Raw genomic sequence first — 16,926 nt, 5'->3', positions numbered from 1 at the left:
CATATTCTTTGCCAGGGTTCTGATTAAACTGATAACTAAGGCATCAAGGAGACAGTTGATGACGACTCAAATACGAACGATGCGAACGGTTGCAGGCATCATTAACAGTGTCGAAACGCTGGAAGGTGAAGGGATGCTTGTGCGCCGCCCATTCCCTAAAAGTGCCTTTTCCCACTTCGACCCCTTCCTCCTCCTTGATGAATTAGGGCCGGTTAATTTTGAGCCAGGTCAAGCAAAAGGAGCGCCGGATCATCCCCATCGGGGCTTTGAGACGGTTTCCTATGTCCTTGAAGGGCGCTTGGAACACAAAGATTCACAGGGTCATGCAGGACAGTTGGGTGCTGGTGATGTGCAGTGGATGACAGCAGGAGCGGGTGTTGTCCATTCAGAAATGCCAGAGCGAGAATTTGCTCGGACTGGCGGACGGCTTCACGGACTGCAACTTTGGGTCAATCTGCCTCGGCGGGACAAGATGATGAAACCTCGTTATCAGGAAATCTCGGTGGAGCAAATTCCCACTGCTCAGACTGATGATGGCTTGGTAAGGGTAAAAGCGATCGCTGGAGAAGCGCTGGGAGTGAAAGCAGCGATCGCAACGCAGACTCCGATAATGTACCTGCACTTCACGCTCCAACCAGGCGGAACAGTGGTTCAGCCGGTGCCAAAAGAATACAATGCCTTTACATACGTGCTAGATGGAGAAGGTTTGTTTGGTGCAGACAAGGAACGTGCAGGAGATGGGCAGATGGTGTTGTTTGCACAAGATGGTGGGGAAGTAGCGATCGCCAATCCATCGGATGCGCGATCGCCATTGGACGTGTTGCTCATTGCTGGCGTACCGCTAAACGAGCCAGTTGTCCGCTACGGGCCATTCGTAATGAATACCCAAGCAGAAATTGTTCAAGCAATTGAAGATTATCGTAACGGGAGGATGGGTTCCATTGACTTCTAACACACTGCTACAACGAATACATCAACATCAATATCTGCGCGATCTGCGGAACAAATTGCTGCACCTCCACCGGGTGTTGCTTGACACAGAACGCATCACTTACGAACAGGTGCGCGGACGGGTATCCAACACAGAACTCCTGAAACTCGTGATTGAGCACGAACAATTTGCGTGGCTACATCGCCTTTCTGAGCTGGTTGTGCAAATTGATGAAATGCTCTCTAGCGATGAACCTGTATCGCTGGATGATATCCAAAATCTGATGACCAATGCCCGCACGCTGCTGACGCCGTCAGAGCTAGGCAATGAATTTGCCCGGAAATACTACAATGCTTTCCAACGCGAACCAGGTGTTGTGTTGGCACACGCAGCGGTATCAGAGCTTCTTGCATCTGATAAATAAGGTGACATGAAGGAAAAGCACCGCGAAGTAACTCGCGGTGCTTTTCTATTAGTGCAGACATCTTTGAGAGTCTTTTAGTGCAAGCAACGAGCTAGATCACCAGACAAGAGAGCGATCGCTTAAGCAGCTTCCGACATCCATTCAGACAGGCGCTGGGCTTTGCCCAATCGCACTTACCGTTACAGAACAGAAAATACAAAACAGAAAATCTGCTTTCGCTGAATCGCTGCTTCAAGTTTCCACTGCTCCGCATTTGCCAAATTCAGTTAAGCAGGTTAATCTACAAGATTAGGATAAAACTACATGAATTTATATTAAAAATATGAAAAAGTGCTGCCTCGGCTAGATTTGCACTAATGCTAGCTATTCCAGTATTTATTGTTATAAAAATGCTAAGTAATTTTCTTAAATAAAATCAAAGTTTATCTTATAACTTTATACATAAACTCTACTTAACCTAAATTGAGCTTATAGCTTTATTAGTATAAAGGATATCCAGTATTTATGCGGCTCTCCGCTCAACCAAGCGAGTGTATGCCTAAAGGTACAGACAAATTATTAGAATACCCTTTATAGTTGTTAACAAGAGACAAAAAACTAGGTAAAAAACTTGGCTAATATCGTAGATACCGCCGTTCAGGCTGGTTCATTTAACACCCTAGTTGCTGCCGTCAAAGCTGCTGGTTTGGTTGATACACTACAAGGCGCGGGTCCCTTCACTGTGTTTGCGCCTACTGATGAAGCTTTCGCTAAACTTCCCGCAGGTACAGTAGATTCTTTGCTTCAAGATATTCCGAAGCTTAAGCAAATCCTGACCTATCATGTCGTTTCCGGCAAAGTGATGGCATCTGACGTAGTTAAGCTGAAGTCAGCTACTACAGTTCAGGGTTCAGATGTGAAAATTGATGCTTCCAATGGTGGCGTCAAAGTGAATGATGCAACAGTTGCAACAGCGGATGTTGCTGCTGATAATGGTGTCATCCACGTCATTGACACAGTATTGCTTCCTGCGTAAGTAACGCAAGAAATAGTGAATACTCTGTGTGGGGCAGCGATTATTTATAATCGCTGCCCCACTACTATTTGAATGTGTTTTCTCTATGGGAAAGTTGCGAGTACGTTTCTCAAGCGATCTTAGGGTTAATATGCGATCGCGTTGCCCTGACTTGTCAATTCGCATAGCTTACTATAAGCTAGTCGTTCAGCTTATCACCCATGACGATATAGGTAGTGTTAAGGAAATAAACTTAGACGAATCCATAGCTGCCGCGCCGTTACTTGTGCTTGACTATTTATCTCTAAACAAGCAATCGTTACTCTTCCAATAGGCGTTTTTCCCACAAGCGTTCCAGAATCGCTGTCTACTTGGAAATGGTCGTTCCATTGGTCTTGTCTTGGATTAAACAGACGAACTTCCGTACCGGATTCAGGATCGATTCCACTGATGCGAGTTCCTTTCCGAAGATTGCAGGAGCGACAAGCGAGAGCTAAATTGAATTCAGCATCAGCGCCGCCTCGGTAAAGAGGGACAATATGTTCGACTTCAAAGGGGAAGTTGAAAACTAGCTCTGGAGCATGACAATATTCACATCGATGAGCAGCACGGTCAGCGACTAGAGTATAGAAAGGGTTCATTGACTCAGTTGTTGCACCAAAGCTGCTGTTCGGGCTGTGGCTGCTTTTAATTCAGCCTCAACAAGTCTATCTAACTCTGCTTGTTGTTCTGGAGGTAGCGCCTGTCCGCGATCGCGTGCTGTTCGCCACAAACTCATCAACTCTGATAAACGCTGTTGCTCCCCAGCACTAAAAAACCAGTCAGGACGAAAACTCTGGATAAGCAGTAATGTACCCGATTCGCTACCTTCTAACTGAGCAGTTAACGCATCGAGCGCTTCACCTGCGGTTTTACCTGTTGATTGCTTATCACCTGCGATCGCTCGATAAAGCCTCTCGCCATTGGCATCAGATACTGGCAAGATAGCGACTGTAGTCATGTCTTTACCTGAGAGCCTTTTGTCCAATTATAGTTGGAGCAAGATTACCGCAACTGCCTAAACTCAAACTATAACGACAGGCGATCGCGCTTCTACGTGTAACCAAAATTTAGCAAAGATGCGATCGCGTACAGCCCTTTGGGCATGAAAACAGCGAAGCGAGGCGTTAGCCTAGCGCTGAAAGAGTCAGTTCGCGCAAGTTTGTTCGAGGATGCGATTGCGTTTATCGGATCGCTGCCATTCAGCACCTAGCCGATTGTCATTGCTTCGACTGGCGTTGAACAATAGCAGTCACAATGCCGATGCCCAATGCTCCCAGAATTGCAAAGCCTAATAGTAACTGACTACCTTCAAAGATTCCAGCGCCAGCAGCGACCCAAAGCGGTTTGGCAATCAGAATGCTGACGATAAGGGCTAAGAAATAGCTTTGCCAACGCATTGTGGTCATTCCGGCAGCATAAGCAACAAAATCAAACAGTCCGGTCATCAAAAGACCCGTCATCAGGAAAAAGTTGCCTTCTAAATGTTGTTGAGCGAGGCGATCGACTTTTTCCATAAATTGCTGACCGACAAATCGCTCTACTAAACCCCGTCCGTAACGACGAGCAATATAGAAATTGAACGTACAGGAGGCTAAATCTGCCAACGCAACGACTAGCAATCCTTGGGCGAACCCAAACAGACCTCCTGCTAAAATCGCGTAAGCAGTACCTGGAAGCACTGGCACGATGATACTGGTAAAGCGCAGCCCAAACACGATCGCGGGTGCCCAGATGCCAAACCGATCCACCTGTTCTCGAACTTGCTCAATCCCATATTTGTTGAGCAGCCAGATTGCTAAAGTAATGAGAACTCCAATCGCAAACCAGCGCAGAATTTTGATCCAGTTGTATTTCATGCGGCTCAACTACTCGAAATCTATTTGGTATGGTTGCATGAAATTGATGGCACCGTGATGGAGCGATCGCGTTGCGCTGACAAGTCAGTTCGCGCAAGTTTATTTGTAGGTTGCGATCGCAAGTGCGGGTGATGAATGCGATCGCTGTTGAAGGGAACTGAGAAGTCATGCTGAGTGTCATACAGGTTAAAGCATCGCACGCTCCCATCTTTTTCCTTTTATTAATAGCAACTTGACCATGAAGACTCTGCTACTCGCCAGTGTATTCGCTTCTATTTTGGCGTCTAATCCCTTGAATGTGTCCTCAACGAACACGCCTTCTCAAGCAGACTGGTTTCGTTTCATTGCTCAACCACGTACGTCAGGGCAAGCGTTAGAACGTCCTTTGGTGAGTGCAAAAGGTGGCGCGGGAAGTATTGTAATTCGTGCAGACCTATCTGCATCAGATCCTTGCCAAAAGCTCAGCGGTGCGGCGGAACGCAAAGGCAAGAAAGTAACAGTGCGTGTTACTATCCGTCAACCTGAGGGTGGATGTATCGCTACAATCGGCAATTTTCGCTATGAAGCTACTCTTAACAAGCTTACCCCTGGCAAGTACCAGGTTGAAGTAATCCACGATTATGTGAATAATGGTTGGCCAAGTGGAACAGTATTCAAGCGTAAGGTGAGCGTAAGATAAGACAGGAAATCTTCTACCAAGAGCGATCGCGTTGCGCTGACAAGTCAGTTCGCGCAAGTTTGTTTGAGGTTGCGATCGCAAGTGCGGGTGATGAATGCGCTCGCTGTTGAAGGGAACTGAGAAGTCATGCTGAGTGTCATAAAGGTTAAAGCATGGCACGCTCCAATCTTTTTTCCTTTTATTAATAGCAACCGACCATGAAGACTCTGCTACTCGCCAGTGTATTCGCTTCTTTTTTGGCGTCCAATCCCTTGAACGTATCCTCAACGAACACTCCTTCTCAAGCAGACTGGTTTCGTTTCATCGTTCAACCGGGTACGCCTGGGCAAGTGTTACAACGTCCTTTGGTGAGTGCAAGAGGTGGTGCGGGAAATATTACAGTTCGTACAGACCTATCTGCCTCAACTCCTTGCCAGAAGCTCAGCGGTGCGGCGGAACGCAAAGGAAAGAAAGTAACAGTGCGTGTTACCATCCGTCCACGTGAGACTGGTGGATGTATCCTCATGGTCGGCAATTTCCGCTATGAAGCTAATCTTAACAAGCTTACCCCTGGCAAGTACCAGGTTGAAGTAATCCACGAATACCCGAATAGTGGTTGGTTAAGTGAGACAGTATTCAAGCGTCAGGTGAGCGTAAGATAAGACAGGAAATTTTCCCCGAATAGCGATCGCGCAAGATTGTTTGAGGATGCGATCGCGCTTCTACGTGCAGCCAAAATTTAGCAAGGATGCGATCGCGTTGCGCTGACAAGTCACTTTGCATAGCGTACTATAGGCTAGTCATGCGGCTTATGACCGATTAAGTCATGCCTCAACGAGATGCGATCCATAACATCATTAGGCAAGCTCTCATCAAAGAGGGTTGGGAAATCACAGACGCTCCCTATGTCATATCTTATGGTGAGAGATTTCTGTTTATCGACTTAGCAGCAAGATTAGATGCCGTTAGTAGTATTGCAGGACGCTTTATCGGTGCTAGACGCGGCAGTAGTCGAATTGCAGTTGAAATAAAGGAATTTCGAGGCAATTCGGCAATTGCTGATTTGGAGCAAGCGATTGGTCAATACGTTCTTTATCGACTTCTACTTGAACAGGTCGATCCAGATCGTGAATTGTATCTCGCTATTGCAGACACAACCTTCGACGGGATTTTCAGCGAACCGATTGGTGAGTTGGTGAGGCGTGAGTTACCGATGAAATTGCTTATTGTAGATGTAGCGGCGCAAGAGGTGAAGCAATGGATACCACCACTCAAGAACGGGACATTGTAAAGCAAGTAATTCAACGATACGCCCAGTTCAAACCTTCTCACGGAGATATTCGGCTCGACACGGTATTTGACGACACGCAAAACCGCTATGCGCTGATGCAGGTGGGTTGGGATAGAGGACGACGAGTGAGGGGAAATTTGATTTATGTGACTCTAAGTGAGGGTAAGGTTTGGGTGGAATATGACGGGATGGAACAGGGAATTACTAAAGACTTAATCGCCGCAGGTATCCCTCCAGAGCGAATTGTTCTGGCATTTTTCCCTGAAAAGCAAACTGCTGCAACTGTTTAAACTCAAACTCTGATGATAGCTACACCAAAGCTGCGGTTCGGGCTGTGGCTACTTTCAATTCAGCCTCGACAAGGCTATCTTGTTCTGGAGGGAGTGTTTGCACTTCACTCAGCACTAGAAAACCACTTAGGACGAAAAATTGGGATAATCAGTAAGCTTTTGGTGGCACTGCCTATTTTACTAAATTCACTCCTTATAAGAGGCTAACGTAGACTCTATTTTGTGAAGCATTTGAACAACCTCTGAAGCTGATTCTTTGAAAGCAGTTTTAGCCAACTCCGGATTCTCTTTAATCCAGGCTTCTACTTCGTGAAGAAGAGCCTTTTTGCTATCTTGTCTAGATTTACTATTTGGCATCTGCAAAACAGAATCTATCTTTGATTGAAATTCTTTAGGATAGTATCGTTCAAAATCATGCTCACTGAACTGTAAAAAATGATCCTCTCCCCATCCACTACTGGTATAAGTCCTCTTTAATCTTTCGATTACTTTCTTTTCCTCATCACCTCCATCTATGATAACCCAGGCTAAATTCTTATAAATTGGCTGCAAATGTAAAAAAACGAATAGCTTATTAAAATCCTCAAATTTGGTCTCAACTTCATTCACCGAACGAGCTGAGAATGTCCTGAGTCTGTCTTTCAACTCCGGAGTAAACCAAGGAATCAAAAACTCTCTAATAATTTTTTCTGCTGTTGACTCTTCAAGGATTAACCAAGCAGACCATATGTCAAAATCGAAAAATTCATAGCCTAGTTCCTCAAGAACATGTAAACGAGCCTCTGATGAATTACCGACTTCTTCAATCCTTGAGGTGGGAAGCCGCTCCTCAAATTCCATTGTTACTCGAAACAGTTTACTCTCGGATTGAGATCCCAGGTACTTTACAACTATGTTTGAGTGTGTTGTAATTATGAACTGATTAGTTTCGGCTTTCTCAGCAATAAGCTTAAGGAGTTTTTTTAGTGCCTTCGGATGGACATCATTTTCTGGCTCCTCAATTATGAAGAGTTGGTTGTTAGCAATGCACAAATCTACAATAAGCCCAAGTAAATTAGCAATACCTTCTCCCATCGCTTCCAAAGGTATGCTACCAAAATTACTCACAACGTAAGCGGCCTTTTTGCCGTTTGCTGAAGGTATTGCTGTTATTGGAAATCCTAGTATGTCTCTACATGCCTGAACGTATTGTTTATTCGCTGGCATTTCAGGATTAGAAAGACGATCGATTTTGGCATACAAGTTTGAAAAATTTCCAGTCACAGCAGAAGTCTGGGCTAAATTAACCGTTTCTCCATAAGAGGCAACCTTTCTTCTTGAGAGATAGGGATAAATGAAATTATCAGGTTCCTGATTTGGAATTGAGTAGGAGTAATCATTGCCAGCGCTAATTGCCCAAATGAGCGATTTATTAGGCAGTGACTCTTGAATGGGAATAGGACAATCATAAAGTTCTACTTTAATATGATTGAGTGACGAAAGATAAATTTTAAGTTCCTTATCTAGAGCAGAATTTTGATTGAGAAATCGTTTAGTGTCATTCAGCTTTATTTGAACAAATCCATCTCTCTGAGATAACCGTAGGTCAGTACGAGATAAGAGTGAGCCTTGTTGCACCCATGCTACAGATTTTAGTAATGTTGACTTACCAGAATTATTAGGACCAATGACTAAATTAATTCCTTTAGATAATCCAATACCTGCACTAGCAAAACTTCTAAAGTTGCTTAACTCGACCTCAGAAACCCACATATGATTAGCTTTGTGTAAATAGAAAATTAGCTGCAATCACAATTATATAAGCTTTCAAGACATGGCGGGTTTACCACTCTTAGGATTTGTACATGAAACCTAAATAAAACGAGACATCCGGTTGCACTTTCTCACAGCTTGTTTTGCGGTAAGTGCTGTTGTCGCCACTGCCTAAATCAATGTTTCGAGTATTTACAAACAGAGCGCTCGCCTCCCGTTATCCCCAGAACAGGGATAACAAAATGACGCAACTACCACTGGATATGCTGGCACAGGATGCGATCGCGGCTTTGACCAAGAACCATGTTCAATGGGATTGCACTAACAAATGTAGAGGATGAACGGTGCGATCGCAGATTTTCTAAGGTAGTTTAATACTCATCACATGAAATTTCAGCTTTGACTCGCTGATGTCACTGGCTCAGACAGCAATCCTGACATTTCTAATACACGGTCTGACAAAACTTTAGCTTGTTGGGCAACTTTCGTTCGTTGTGCATCATCTGCCCAAATGTTTGCCCAACCTAGTTGCCAACGAGCCAATTGCACTTGTAATTCAACTAACTCTGCTGCAATGTCTATTCCAGCATCGATTGCTGTCCACTCGATGAAAAACTTGCTTTCCTCTATTAAATGGGCAACTGCATCGCGGTTCAGGTCGTTATTAGAAAATGACCGAATTCGAGCTAAATTTGCAGCGAGTTCTCCTAAGCGAGTGGGTACAGATTCACGCAAATAACGCTCTTGCTTTGTCGTCCAATCTTTCATAAGCCTCCTAATAACTCCTGAGTAATTTGGGCAACTTGCTCTCGAAGTGCTGAGTCAAGAATCTCCATCGAGCGATTATTTTGACGAGGGCGAATATTAATCAGCGATTCATAGAACACTTCCTGCGTCAGTGGGTTCCAACTCGCTCCCTATATATTTTCCTGCCTGCTCCCATCTTCCAGCAACACCGCTTCACAATCTGCATGAAGCTCCCCACCACCTGCAAGAATGCCATGCTCGATATCTACTGCTAGTTTAATATAGAAACCATGAGCCTCCAGCATTTCATCAATTTGCGCCTGAATAACGCGATCGCGGATGATGAGAATCATTAGACTCCATCTGAGTAAACCGCTCCATAGTTTATCAGGGCTGGGGACGTGAAAGCGATCGCACGTTCATCCTCTACATTCGTTGGTGCGATCTCTCTCAACCTTGAAACTGGGACAATAACCAGGCACTTACCTTACCATGATTCATTTGCCGACTACGCCGTAATGCTTCTTCTAGTAGCGCCATGTCCAAACCTGGAAGTACCTGGGACTGGTAAATTCTGCGACTACCTCGATTCTGGATCTCAAAGGCAATTATTTGAGCATTTTGAACATCAATAATCCAATACTCGCGAACTCCAAGTGATTCGTAGAGTAGACGTTTCTCACCTTTGTCATCTGCAAGACTTGAATAGGCAACTTCGATCACCAGGTCAGGTGGTGGGTAGGTATCGAGGTCGATGATAGTTGCTTCCCAAGGCACTATTTCCGCATTCGCACCCAGATAAAACGAAACATCGGGTTGCGCTTCTGCACAGTCCCTTTTGCGGTAGGTGCAGTTGTCATGACCATCGAAGTCAATGTCTTGAACACCCGCGAAGAGAGCAATCGCAGCAATAACAATGAAATGGTCGCGGGAATGAGGATTACCAAGCGCAGACATCTCCAACCTCATGCGTCCGTCATAGTAGTAGCCTCTAGCTTTTTCGTAGCTAGGATCGCTAATTGCCAGAAGGTATTCGTCCCAAGTTGCATTCACCCAGGTATCGGTTGGTAGTTTCGCTTGTAGTTGGCTCATAACAACCATGATTGGCTACCGATTTCTCACATCTTAACGTAAGAGCGATCGCCTCCCATTTATCCCCAGAACAGGGAGAACAAGATGATGCAACTACCACTAGATATGCTGACACAGGATGCGATCGCTGCTTTGACCAAGAATCATGCTCAATGCGATCGCACACTCTAGATGTAGAGGATGAACAGTGCGATCGCTCAAGATTGAAACTGGGACAATAACCAAACATTCAGTTTGTCATAATTTATTTACCGACTTAGCCAAAAGGTCTATCCCAATAGTGTAATTTGCGAACCTAGAAACAATGATTATGCAAGCTGAAGATAAAAAAGTTTACACAGTTGAAGAATATCTTGAGTTTGAGGTTAACTCAGAAGAACGGCATGAATATATCAATGGTGAAATTGCCCTGATGACTGGCGGAACCCCTAATCACAATCAAATTGCGCTTAACCTAAGTGGCGCGCTCAATTTTGCACTCAAGCGTCAAACTTATCGAGTATTCGTCACCGATCAGCGTCTCTGGATTCCTAGAAAACGTATCTATACTTATCCAGATGTCATGGTAGTTCAGGGTGAATTGCAATTACAAGAAGGACGGCGAGACACCATTACTAACCCTTTGATGATTGCTGAAGTGTTGTCAGCATCTACTAGAAGTTATGACAAAGACGCAAAATTTACCGCCTATCGTACCATTCCTAGTTTTCAAGAATATATCTTAATTGACCAATACACTATGCACATTGAGCAATACTTCAAAACGGAGCAAAAACGCTGGACATTTACTGAGTATGACGATGCCAATGAAATAGTATCTCTAAATTCCCTTTCATTCCAAATAACGCTTGCAGATATATATGACAAGGTTGAGTTTGAGTCAGGAGAAGTAAGCACCTGAAGTTAATTATTGCTAAACTTATTTCAATGTTTTATTTTTAAAAATAGCGATCGCACGCTCTGGATGTAGAGAATGAACAGTGAGAGCGCTTCTTTTATTACAGACTCGAATTGCTTAATCAGTAGAAACAAACCAGTCGAGAAGTTTTCGGGCGATGCTCAGTTTAGGAGGAATCAACGGTAGACTGTCTTTCCTAAACCAAGCAGCATCCTCCAATTCTTGCGGGTCGATGATAATGTCGCCACTGGCATAGATAGCGGTGAATCCAATCATCAGCGAGTTGGGAAAAGGCCAAGGTTGCGAACCAAAATAGCGAATATCCTTGACTTCTATCCCAACTTCCTCTCGGACTTCGCGCACGATTGTTTCTTCGAGTGATTCTCCCGGTTCGACAAATCCAGCGATCAAACCGTACATTCCGGCTGGAAACCGAGAAGCGCGAGCTAACAATATCTCTTCACCACGGGAGATGAGTACAATCACCGCAGGCGAGAGGCGAGGATAATTGACTAACCCACACTTAGGACAACGCTTGGCACGTTCGTTGGGTAATTGGGTTGTGGGTGCTGCACACTGTCCGCAATACTGATGGGTGCGATCCCATTCCATAATCTGAATCGCACGACTGCTGAGCGCATACAAGTCTTCATCTAAAGTGCCATACAATTCGCGCAGTCCTTGCAAAGTCATGCCATCGGCTATCACCGCATCTTTCGACAGTTCCGCCGAGTAACAAGGTCTATCGTCCAACGTGCCGAGAAATTGCGATCGCACGGGCACCAAGCCAATCTCTGCCAAACTGATAAAGATGGGAATTGTGGTGAGCGGCCCTTCCCGTCGAACCAACAGCTGATTCCCGACAAAAGCGAACCACCACGCAGGTTCAGATTGTACTGGAGGTGGAGCAATGCCAGGGATGAAGGTTCGATACATATCCGAGTAGAGTGCGATCGCGTAGCCTGCCGTAGGCAGTCGCCTTCATCGTATCATTGCGATCGCATACAGCATCATACAAAAAGCCGCCCGATCGGGGCGGGACTTTATACCCAGTTTTCGATAATACGATGTGTAATTCGTAGCCGTGCGGGGCAAGTTTTAGCCAAAAAACGCTAAAAAGCCCAAGGGCGTCTTTCCGTGTTTCGACTCCAAGGGCTTTTCGCTATAACTTTCACTCCTCACACTTACATCATGTTGCTAAGGACATAATTTTGCTATACACCTTCTGACATATATTGAAGTGGATCGGCGATCGCTCTTACTCAAGAATCAGGCTTAAACCGATTCAAAGCCTTGTAATACCTGAGTTTGAGTTTCTGAATCAAATTGCTGCCAAGCACGGTTAACCGCACTCAGAACAGCGAGTAAGGATGCCGTGACAATATTGGAATGGATACCAACGCCGTAGAAAGAACCTGGGAAGCGATCGCCAGCCACCTCAACATAAGCGATCGCAGACGCATTGCTACCCTGGCTGAGTGAGTGTTCGTCATAACGATCGATGCGAATGCCAAGATTTAGCGCCTTCAGAAATGCATCAATAGGGCCGTTGCCTTTTCCAGCAAGCGAAATACGTTTCCCGTTCATCTCTAGCGATACTGCGATCGCTTGTTCATCGCCGTCTGTTTCCGACAAGTCGTGAGAGAGGTACTTAAACGGCGATACTGCCTGCAAATACTCTTGCTCGAATAGTTGCCACAGATCCGTTGCAGACATTTCCTGCCCGGAAGCATCCATTGCCCTTTGCACCACTTGGCTAAACTCGATTTGCAACCTCCGAGGCAATACCAGGCTGTAATCACGTTCCAGCAAGAAGGTAATGCCACCCTTACCCGATTGGCTATTCACCCGAATCACAGATTCGTAGCTGCGTCCCACATCGGTTGGATCGAGTGGCAGATAGGGAACTTCCCAGATTCCATCCGATTCCTGTACCGCCAAGCCTTTCTTGATCGCATCTTGGTGAGAACCAGAAAAGGCAGTAAATACCAAATCCCCAACATACGGATGGCGGGGATGAATTGGCAATTGCGTGCAATCCTCCACCGTTCTCGCCACCATGTTGATGTCAGAAAAATCCAAACCGGGATGGATGCCTTGGGTGTAGAGGTTCAGCGCCAGCGTCACCAGATCCACATTTCCCGTGCGTTCGCCATTGCCAAATAGACAGCCTTCAACTCGATCCGCACCTGCCATCTGCGCCAGTTCTGCTGCTGCAACCCCACAACCGCGATCGTTATGGGGATGGACGCACAAAATTACGCTATCCCGTCGCGCCAAGTTACGATGCATCCACTCGACTTGATCTGCGAATACATTAGGCGTTGCAACTTCAACAGTTGCTGGCAAATTGATAATGGCTTTGTGCTGCGGTGTGGGTTGCCAAACATCCAGAACGGCATCGCAAATATCTTTAGCAAAATCCAGTTCCGTTGCGGTAAAGGTTTCCGGCGAATATTGGAAATACCAATCAGTCTCCGGTTGCGCTGCGGCAAGTTCGTTCATCAGTTGCGCTGCGGATGTTGCCATCTCGATAGTGCCCGCGCAATCGAGATTAAAAACGGTGCGGCGGAAGACTGGAGAGGTGGCGTTGTAAAGATGCACGATCGCTCGTTTTGCACCTTGCAATGCTTCAAAGGTACGACGAATTAGATGTTCGCGGGCAGGGGTTAAAACCTGAATTGTGACGTTATCGGGTATTAATTGCTGCTCGATCAGGCGGCGGACGAAATCAAAGTCAGTTTGTGAAGCGGAGGGAAATGCAACTTCGATTTCTTGAAACCCAATTTCGACTAAAAGCTTGAACAGACGTAACTTGCGTTCAACGTGCATCGGCTCGATTAGTGCCTGGTTGCCATCGCGCAAATCGGTACTGAGCCAGATGGGAGGATTGGTAATTGTTTTCGAGGGCCAAGTGCGGTCGGGTAAGTTAATGGGGGCAAATGAACGATATTTGGTTCCGGGATGCTTCAACACGATCGATGTTTCCTATATTTTTGGTGTTTGTGAGATGCTGTGGCGATCGCAATCGAATTAAACCAAGAGTTGCCAGGTTGCGACGCAGACCAATCCTGACAACCCACCAACAGTCGCAGTAACATCTCAAGTGCTGTATGAAGTCGCATAAAAATCTCCAAAAAATTGGTGAATGAATGGCAATGCCGCACTTGCCCGCGTAGGCAAGGAGGTTGAGGCTTGAAAGGGAAAAACTTGGTTTAAGTGGTAAAAAATTAGTTGCGCCCAAGGCGCAGCAGCAGCCCTAGCCCTAGTAGTCGGCTAGTGGAGTGGTGTAGAGATTGCTGCTGTGGAAGCATGAGATTGAGACAATAAACTATGGATATACTAGCCCTAGACCTTGCAGGGGTCAATATTCAGATGGACATACTTTGTCACCATAACGCCAGTTAATTTGCGATCGCACGGGCACCAACTCAATCTCACCCGCTGTTAACTTCAAATTCAATTTGGGAACTATAAGGGTAGCAGCCTTCCTAGAAGTTTGCTGCTTTTATGCTCTGTGCGCGGAGACAGGAAATGCAGCCGATGGCGATAACGCAGAAATTCCCGGTTAAACTCGATCGCACTTTTTTGATAGCAGCGCTGGTAATTCCGATTGTTCACCTCTATTTAGGATACGTAGGATTATCCACGACCTTTGTAAATGGTGCCTCCGTATTTTGGCCTTCACTCGGTGTCTTTTTGGCAGCGATGCTGCTACTAGGCTATCGCGTCTGGCCTATTTTATTTGTGAGTGATTTCATTGTTAGTCATATTCTTTTTTTCCCAAACAATCTTTTAATCAGTCTGATTATTCCCGCTGTCAACCTGATTACTCCATTCAGCGGGACTTTTTTAATTAATCGTTATATCAAACGCCACAATTTTTTAGAGCGATCGCAAGATGTTTTTAAATTTATCATCCTGACCATCCCCACCCCCCTGATTAGTTCCCTCTTGGCTGCCGTCACGCTTTGCACCAGTGGGATTGCGCCCTGGACAGCATTTGCAGAAGTGTGTCGAACCTGGTTGGCATCAGACACCACGGGAATTTTGGTTGTCACACCTCTATTACTAGCATGGTTGCAAAAATCTGAACGTTTCAGAAAATTTGACAAGCAACAGATTCTCGAATTTGTATTTGTATTGGTCTGGGTAATCGCGCTCGATCATATTGCCTTTTCGGGAGGATACCCAATCGAATACATGGTAATTCCCCCCCTGATTTGGGCGGCATTTCGGTTTGAAGCGCGGGTATCAACGCTACTCGTGCTAATTGTGTCAGCGATTGCAGTTTTTGGAACCGTTCGCGGCTTCGGCTCGTTCGCCAAACAAGCCACTCCCAACGAATCGCTGATCCTGCTGCAATCGTTTATTTGTGTCATTGCTATCACCACATTTGTCATCTCTGCGGTGACGAATGAAAACCGCAAGGCAGAAAGAAAACTTCGGCAAGCGAATGATGAATTAGAGCAAAGAGTTGAAGAACGGACGACTGAACTCAATGAGGCGAAGAATTCTGCCGAAGTTGCCAACCAAGCTAAAAGTGAATTTCTTGCCAACATGAGCCACGAACTACGCACCCCCCTCAACGGTGTCCTGGGATATGCTCAAGTTCTTTCTGCTGCCCCCAATCTTACCGAACAGCAACAACACGGCATCGACATTATCTATAATTGCGGCTCTCATTTGTTAACGCTGATCGAAGACGTACTCGATCTCTCCAAAATCGAAGCGCGTAAGATGGAACTGCATTTGAGCGATTTACATCTACCTGGCTTTCTGCAAGGAGTCGAGGAAATTTGCCGCATCCGCGCCGAGCAAAAAGGCATTGAGTTCATTTATCAGCCACCCGATAATTTGCCCACAGCGATCGCAACTGACGAGAAACGCTTGCGGCAAGTGTTGCTGAACCTCTTGGGCAATGCGATTAAATTCACCGATGCCGGTAGCGTGACATTCCGAGTGGAGGTGACTGAAAATCCGCAGCAACCAGCGTTCGCGAAGCTTCGCTTTGCGGTTGAAGACACGGGTATTGGGATGTTACCCGAACAACTAGAGCAAATTTTTCTCCCCTTCGAGCAGGTTGGCGATATCAAGCGACAAGCGGAGGGGACTGGATTGGGACTTGCGATCGCCAAAAAAATTGTCGAACTCATGGGAGGGGACATCTACGTTAAGAGCTTACCGAAGGTCGGTAGTACCTTTGAGTTTGAGATCGAGTGTGCTTTCTCGACGAACTCAATAGTAAGCAACATTTCCAGGGGGCGAATTTCTGGTTATTCGGGCGATCGCAAAAGCATTTTGATTGTGGACGATCGATGGGAAAATCGCTCGGTCATGGTTAACTTGCTGCAACCGTTGGGATTCACCGTCATTGAAGCCAGCAACGGACGGGAAGGGTTGGAGAAGGCGCATCAAGTTCAACCAGATTTAATCATTACTGACCTAATCATGCCTACCCTGAATGGTTGGGATTTGCTCGCGCTGCTGCGCCAGTCAGAAACGTTAAAAGATTTGCCAGTCCTTGTGTCATCGGCAAGCGTGTATGATGCCGATCGCCGTAAAAGCCTTGCAGCAGGCGGCAACGATTTTCTGGCTAAACCCGTGCAAGTCGAGGAACTATATCGCCTCTTGGCAAAACATCTGCACCTGGACTGGATCTATGCCGATGCAAAACCTATTGAACGTGCGATCGCAACGCCCTTCGCAAATGCAACCCCAACCGAACTCGCTGTGCCACCCCTATCTGAACTGTCGAGCCTGCTGGAATATGCCAAGCGAGGACAAATCAAAGGCATCCAACAAGAACTGGAAAGACTTGCCCAACTAGATGAAAGTTATCAGCCGTTTGCCAACAAATTAAGTTTGTTAGTGAAAGAATTTAATATTCACAAAATTCGCAAATTTTTTCAAGAAACTGTGGGTTAATTGCCCCATATTTCATCTTCATG

20 protein-coding genes and 1 pseudogene are annotated in these 16,926 nt (G+C 45.8%); 10 read left to right on the top strand and 11 right to left on the bottom strand.

The genetic code is table 11. The annotated features are described in order from the left end of the window. Positions 1 to 58: 58 nt before the first annotated feature. From NDI44_RS04240 to NDI44_RS04230, 3 genes are all read left to right on the top strand, one after another. Positions 59 to 952: a pirin family protein gene (locus NDI44_RS04240; protein ID WP_190412514.1), complete on the top strand. Its 894-nt coding sequence runs from the start codon at positions 59 to 61 to the stop codon at positions 950 to 952. Next, a complete protein-coding gene (locus NDI44_RS04235) occupies positions 942 to 1,355 on the top strand; it encodes a hypothetical protein (RefSeq protein ID WP_190412513.1) in 414 nt (137 codons plus the stop codon). The genes NDI44_RS04240 and NDI44_RS04235 overlap by 11 nt, the downstream gene beginning before the upstream one ends. 610 nt (positions 1,356 to 1,965) lie before the next feature. Further along, complete coding sequence (locus tag NDI44_RS04230) at positions 1,966 to 2,370, top strand: fasciclin domain-containing protein (RefSeq protein ID WP_190412512.1); 405 nt, start codon at positions 1,966 to 1,968, stop codon at positions 2,368 to 2,370. 218 nt (positions 2,371 to 2,588) lie between these two features. Here the strand turns inward: NDI44_RS04230 and NDI44_RS04225 are convergent, their stop codons facing one another. The 4 genes from NDI44_RS04225 to NDI44_RS04210 form a co-directional block, all read right to left on the bottom strand. Then, complete coding sequence (locus NDI44_RS04225) at positions 2,589 to 2,990, bottom strand: HNH endonuclease signature motif containing protein (RefSeq protein ID WP_190412511.1); 402 nt, start codon at positions 2,988 to 2,990, stop codon at positions 2,589 to 2,591. After that, the gene (locus NDI44_RS04220) at positions 2,987 to 3,349 is read right to left on the bottom strand and encodes a hypothetical protein (protein WP_190412510.1); all 363 of its coding nucleotides are present in this window, start codon (positions 3,347 to 3,349) and stop codon (positions 2,987 to 2,989) included. The genes NDI44_RS04225 and NDI44_RS04220 overlap by 4 nt, the downstream gene beginning before the upstream one ends. Positions 3,350 to 3,608: 259 nt before the next feature. After that, positions 3,609 to 4,247, bottom strand: a complete 639-nt coding sequence (locus NDI44_RS04215; RefSeq protein WP_190412509.1) for a VTT domain-containing protein — start codon at positions 4,245 to 4,247, stop codon at positions 3,609 to 3,611. A 20-nt stretch (positions 4,248 to 4,267) separates the two neighbouring features. Next, entirely contained in the window at positions 4,268 to 4,447 is a 180-nt protein-coding gene (locus tag NDI44_RS04210; protein WP_190412508.1) for a hypothetical protein, read from the bottom strand. Positions 4,448 to 4,485: 38 nt separating this feature from the next. Here NDI44_RS04210 and NDI44_RS04205 point away from each other — a divergent pair, with 38 nt between their 5' ends. Together NDI44_RS04205 and NDI44_RS04200 are read left to right on the top strand one after the other, a co-directional pair. After that, positions 4,486 to 4,926 (top strand): hypothetical protein, encoded by a 441-nt coding sequence (locus NDI44_RS04205; protein ID WP_190412507.1) that lies wholly within the window; start codon positions 4,486 to 4,488, stop codon positions 4,924 to 4,926. 197 nt (positions 4,927 to 5,123) lie between these two features. After that, entirely contained in the window at positions 5,124 to 5,567 is a 444-nt protein-coding gene (locus NDI44_RS04200; RefSeq protein WP_190412506.1) for a hypothetical protein, read from the top strand. On the opposite strand, the gene NDI44_RS04195 is transcribed toward NDI44_RS04200, so the two are convergent. Then, complete coding sequence (locus NDI44_RS04195) at positions 5,542 to 5,688, bottom strand: hypothetical protein (protein ID WP_190412505.1); 147 nt, start codon at positions 5,686 to 5,688, stop codon at positions 5,542 to 5,544. The genes NDI44_RS04200 and NDI44_RS04195 overlap by 26 nt on opposite strands. Before the next feature lie 43 nt (positions 5,689 to 5,731). On the opposite strand from NDI44_RS04195, the gene NDI44_RS04190 reads away from it, so the two are divergent. Together NDI44_RS04190 and NDI44_RS04185 are read left to right on the top strand one after the other, a co-directional pair. Beyond that, the gene (locus tag NDI44_RS04190) at positions 5,732 to 6,196 is read left to right on the top strand and encodes a XisH family protein (protein ID WP_190412504.1); all 465 of its coding nucleotides are present in this window, start codon (positions 5,732 to 5,734) and stop codon (positions 6,194 to 6,196) included. Further along, positions 6,163 to 6,486: a XisI protein gene (locus NDI44_RS04185; RefSeq protein WP_190412503.1), complete on the top strand. Its 324-nt coding sequence runs from the start codon at positions 6,163 to 6,165 to the stop codon at positions 6,484 to 6,486. Before NDI44_RS04190 ends, NDI44_RS04185 begins: the two co-directional genes overlap by 34 nt. Before the next feature lie 186 nt (positions 6,487 to 6,672). Here NDI44_RS04185 and NDI44_RS04180 read toward each other — a convergent pair whose 3' ends face one another. The 4 genes and pseudogenes from NDI44_RS04180 to NDI44_RS04165 form a co-directional block, all read right to left on the bottom strand. Beyond that, entirely contained in the window at positions 6,673 to 8,238 is a 1,566-nt protein-coding gene (locus NDI44_RS04180) for an AAA family ATPase (protein WP_339380649.1), read from the bottom strand. Between the two features lie 393 nt (positions 8,239 to 8,631). Then, the gene (locus NDI44_RS04175; protein WP_190412501.1) at positions 8,632 to 9,006 is read right to left on the bottom strand and encodes a hypothetical protein; all 375 of its coding nucleotides are present in this window, start codon (positions 9,004 to 9,006) and stop codon (positions 8,632 to 8,634) included. Next, positions 9,003 to 9,338: pseudogene (locus tag NDI44_RS04170) on the bottom strand (DUF5674 family protein). The gene NDI44_RS04175 and the pseudogene NDI44_RS04170 overlap by 4 nt, the downstream one beginning before the upstream one ends. Before the next feature lie 97 nt (positions 9,339 to 9,435). Then, on the bottom strand, positions 9,436 to 10,077 hold the full coding sequence (locus tag NDI44_RS04165) for a Uma2 family endonuclease (RefSeq protein ID WP_190412868.1): 642 nt from the start codon (positions 10,075 to 10,077) through the stop codon (positions 9,436 to 9,438). A gap of 11 nt (positions 10,078 to 10,088) precedes the next feature. Between NDI44_RS04165 and NDI44_RS04160 the strand changes: the two genes are divergently transcribed. Both NDI44_RS04160 and NDI44_RS04155 read left to right on the top strand, forming a co-directional pair. Then, positions 10,089 to 10,298 (top strand): hypothetical protein, encoded by a 210-nt coding sequence (locus NDI44_RS04160; protein WP_190412500.1) that lies wholly within the window; start codon positions 10,089 to 10,091, stop codon positions 10,296 to 10,298. Between the two features lie 83 nt (positions 10,299 to 10,381). Continuing rightward, the gene (locus NDI44_RS04155) at positions 10,382 to 10,978 is read left to right on the top strand and encodes a Uma2 family endonuclease (protein WP_190412499.1); all 597 of its coding nucleotides are present in this window, start codon (positions 10,382 to 10,384) and stop codon (positions 10,976 to 10,978) included. Positions 10,979 to 11,092: 114 nt separating this feature from the next. Here the strand turns inward: NDI44_RS04155 and nudC are convergent, their stop codons facing one another. Together nudC and leuA are read right to left on the bottom strand one after the other, a co-directional pair. Then, a complete protein-coding gene (gene nudC, locus NDI44_RS04150; protein ID WP_190412498.1) occupies positions 11,093 to 11,911 on the bottom strand; it encodes an NAD(+) diphosphatase in 819 nt (272 codons plus the stop codon). A 339-nt stretch (positions 11,912 to 12,250) separates the two neighbouring features. Then, complete coding sequence (gene leuA / locus NDI44_RS04145) at positions 12,251 to 13,951, bottom strand: 2-isopropylmalate synthase (RefSeq protein WP_190412497.1); 1,701 nt, start codon at positions 13,949 to 13,951, stop codon at positions 12,251 to 12,253. A gap of 567 nt (positions 13,952 to 14,518) precedes the next feature. On the opposite strand from leuA, the gene NDI44_RS04140 reads away from it, so the two are divergent. Then, on the top strand, positions 14,519 to 16,903 hold the full coding sequence (locus NDI44_RS04140) for an MASE1 domain-containing protein (protein ID WP_242037051.1): 2,385 nt from the start codon (positions 14,519 to 14,521) through the stop codon (positions 16,901 to 16,903). The last annotated feature ends 23 nt before the right edge of the window (positions 16,904 to 16,926 follow it).

It is taken from the genome of Trichocoleus sp. DQ-A3 (genome assembly GCF_039961975.1).
GTDB lineage: Bacteria > Cyanobacteriota > Cyanobacteriia > Cyanobacteriales > FACHB-T130 > FACHB-T130.
Note: the sequence above shows the minus strand (reverse complement) of the source record. Positions and strands in the feature narration are given on the sequence as shown.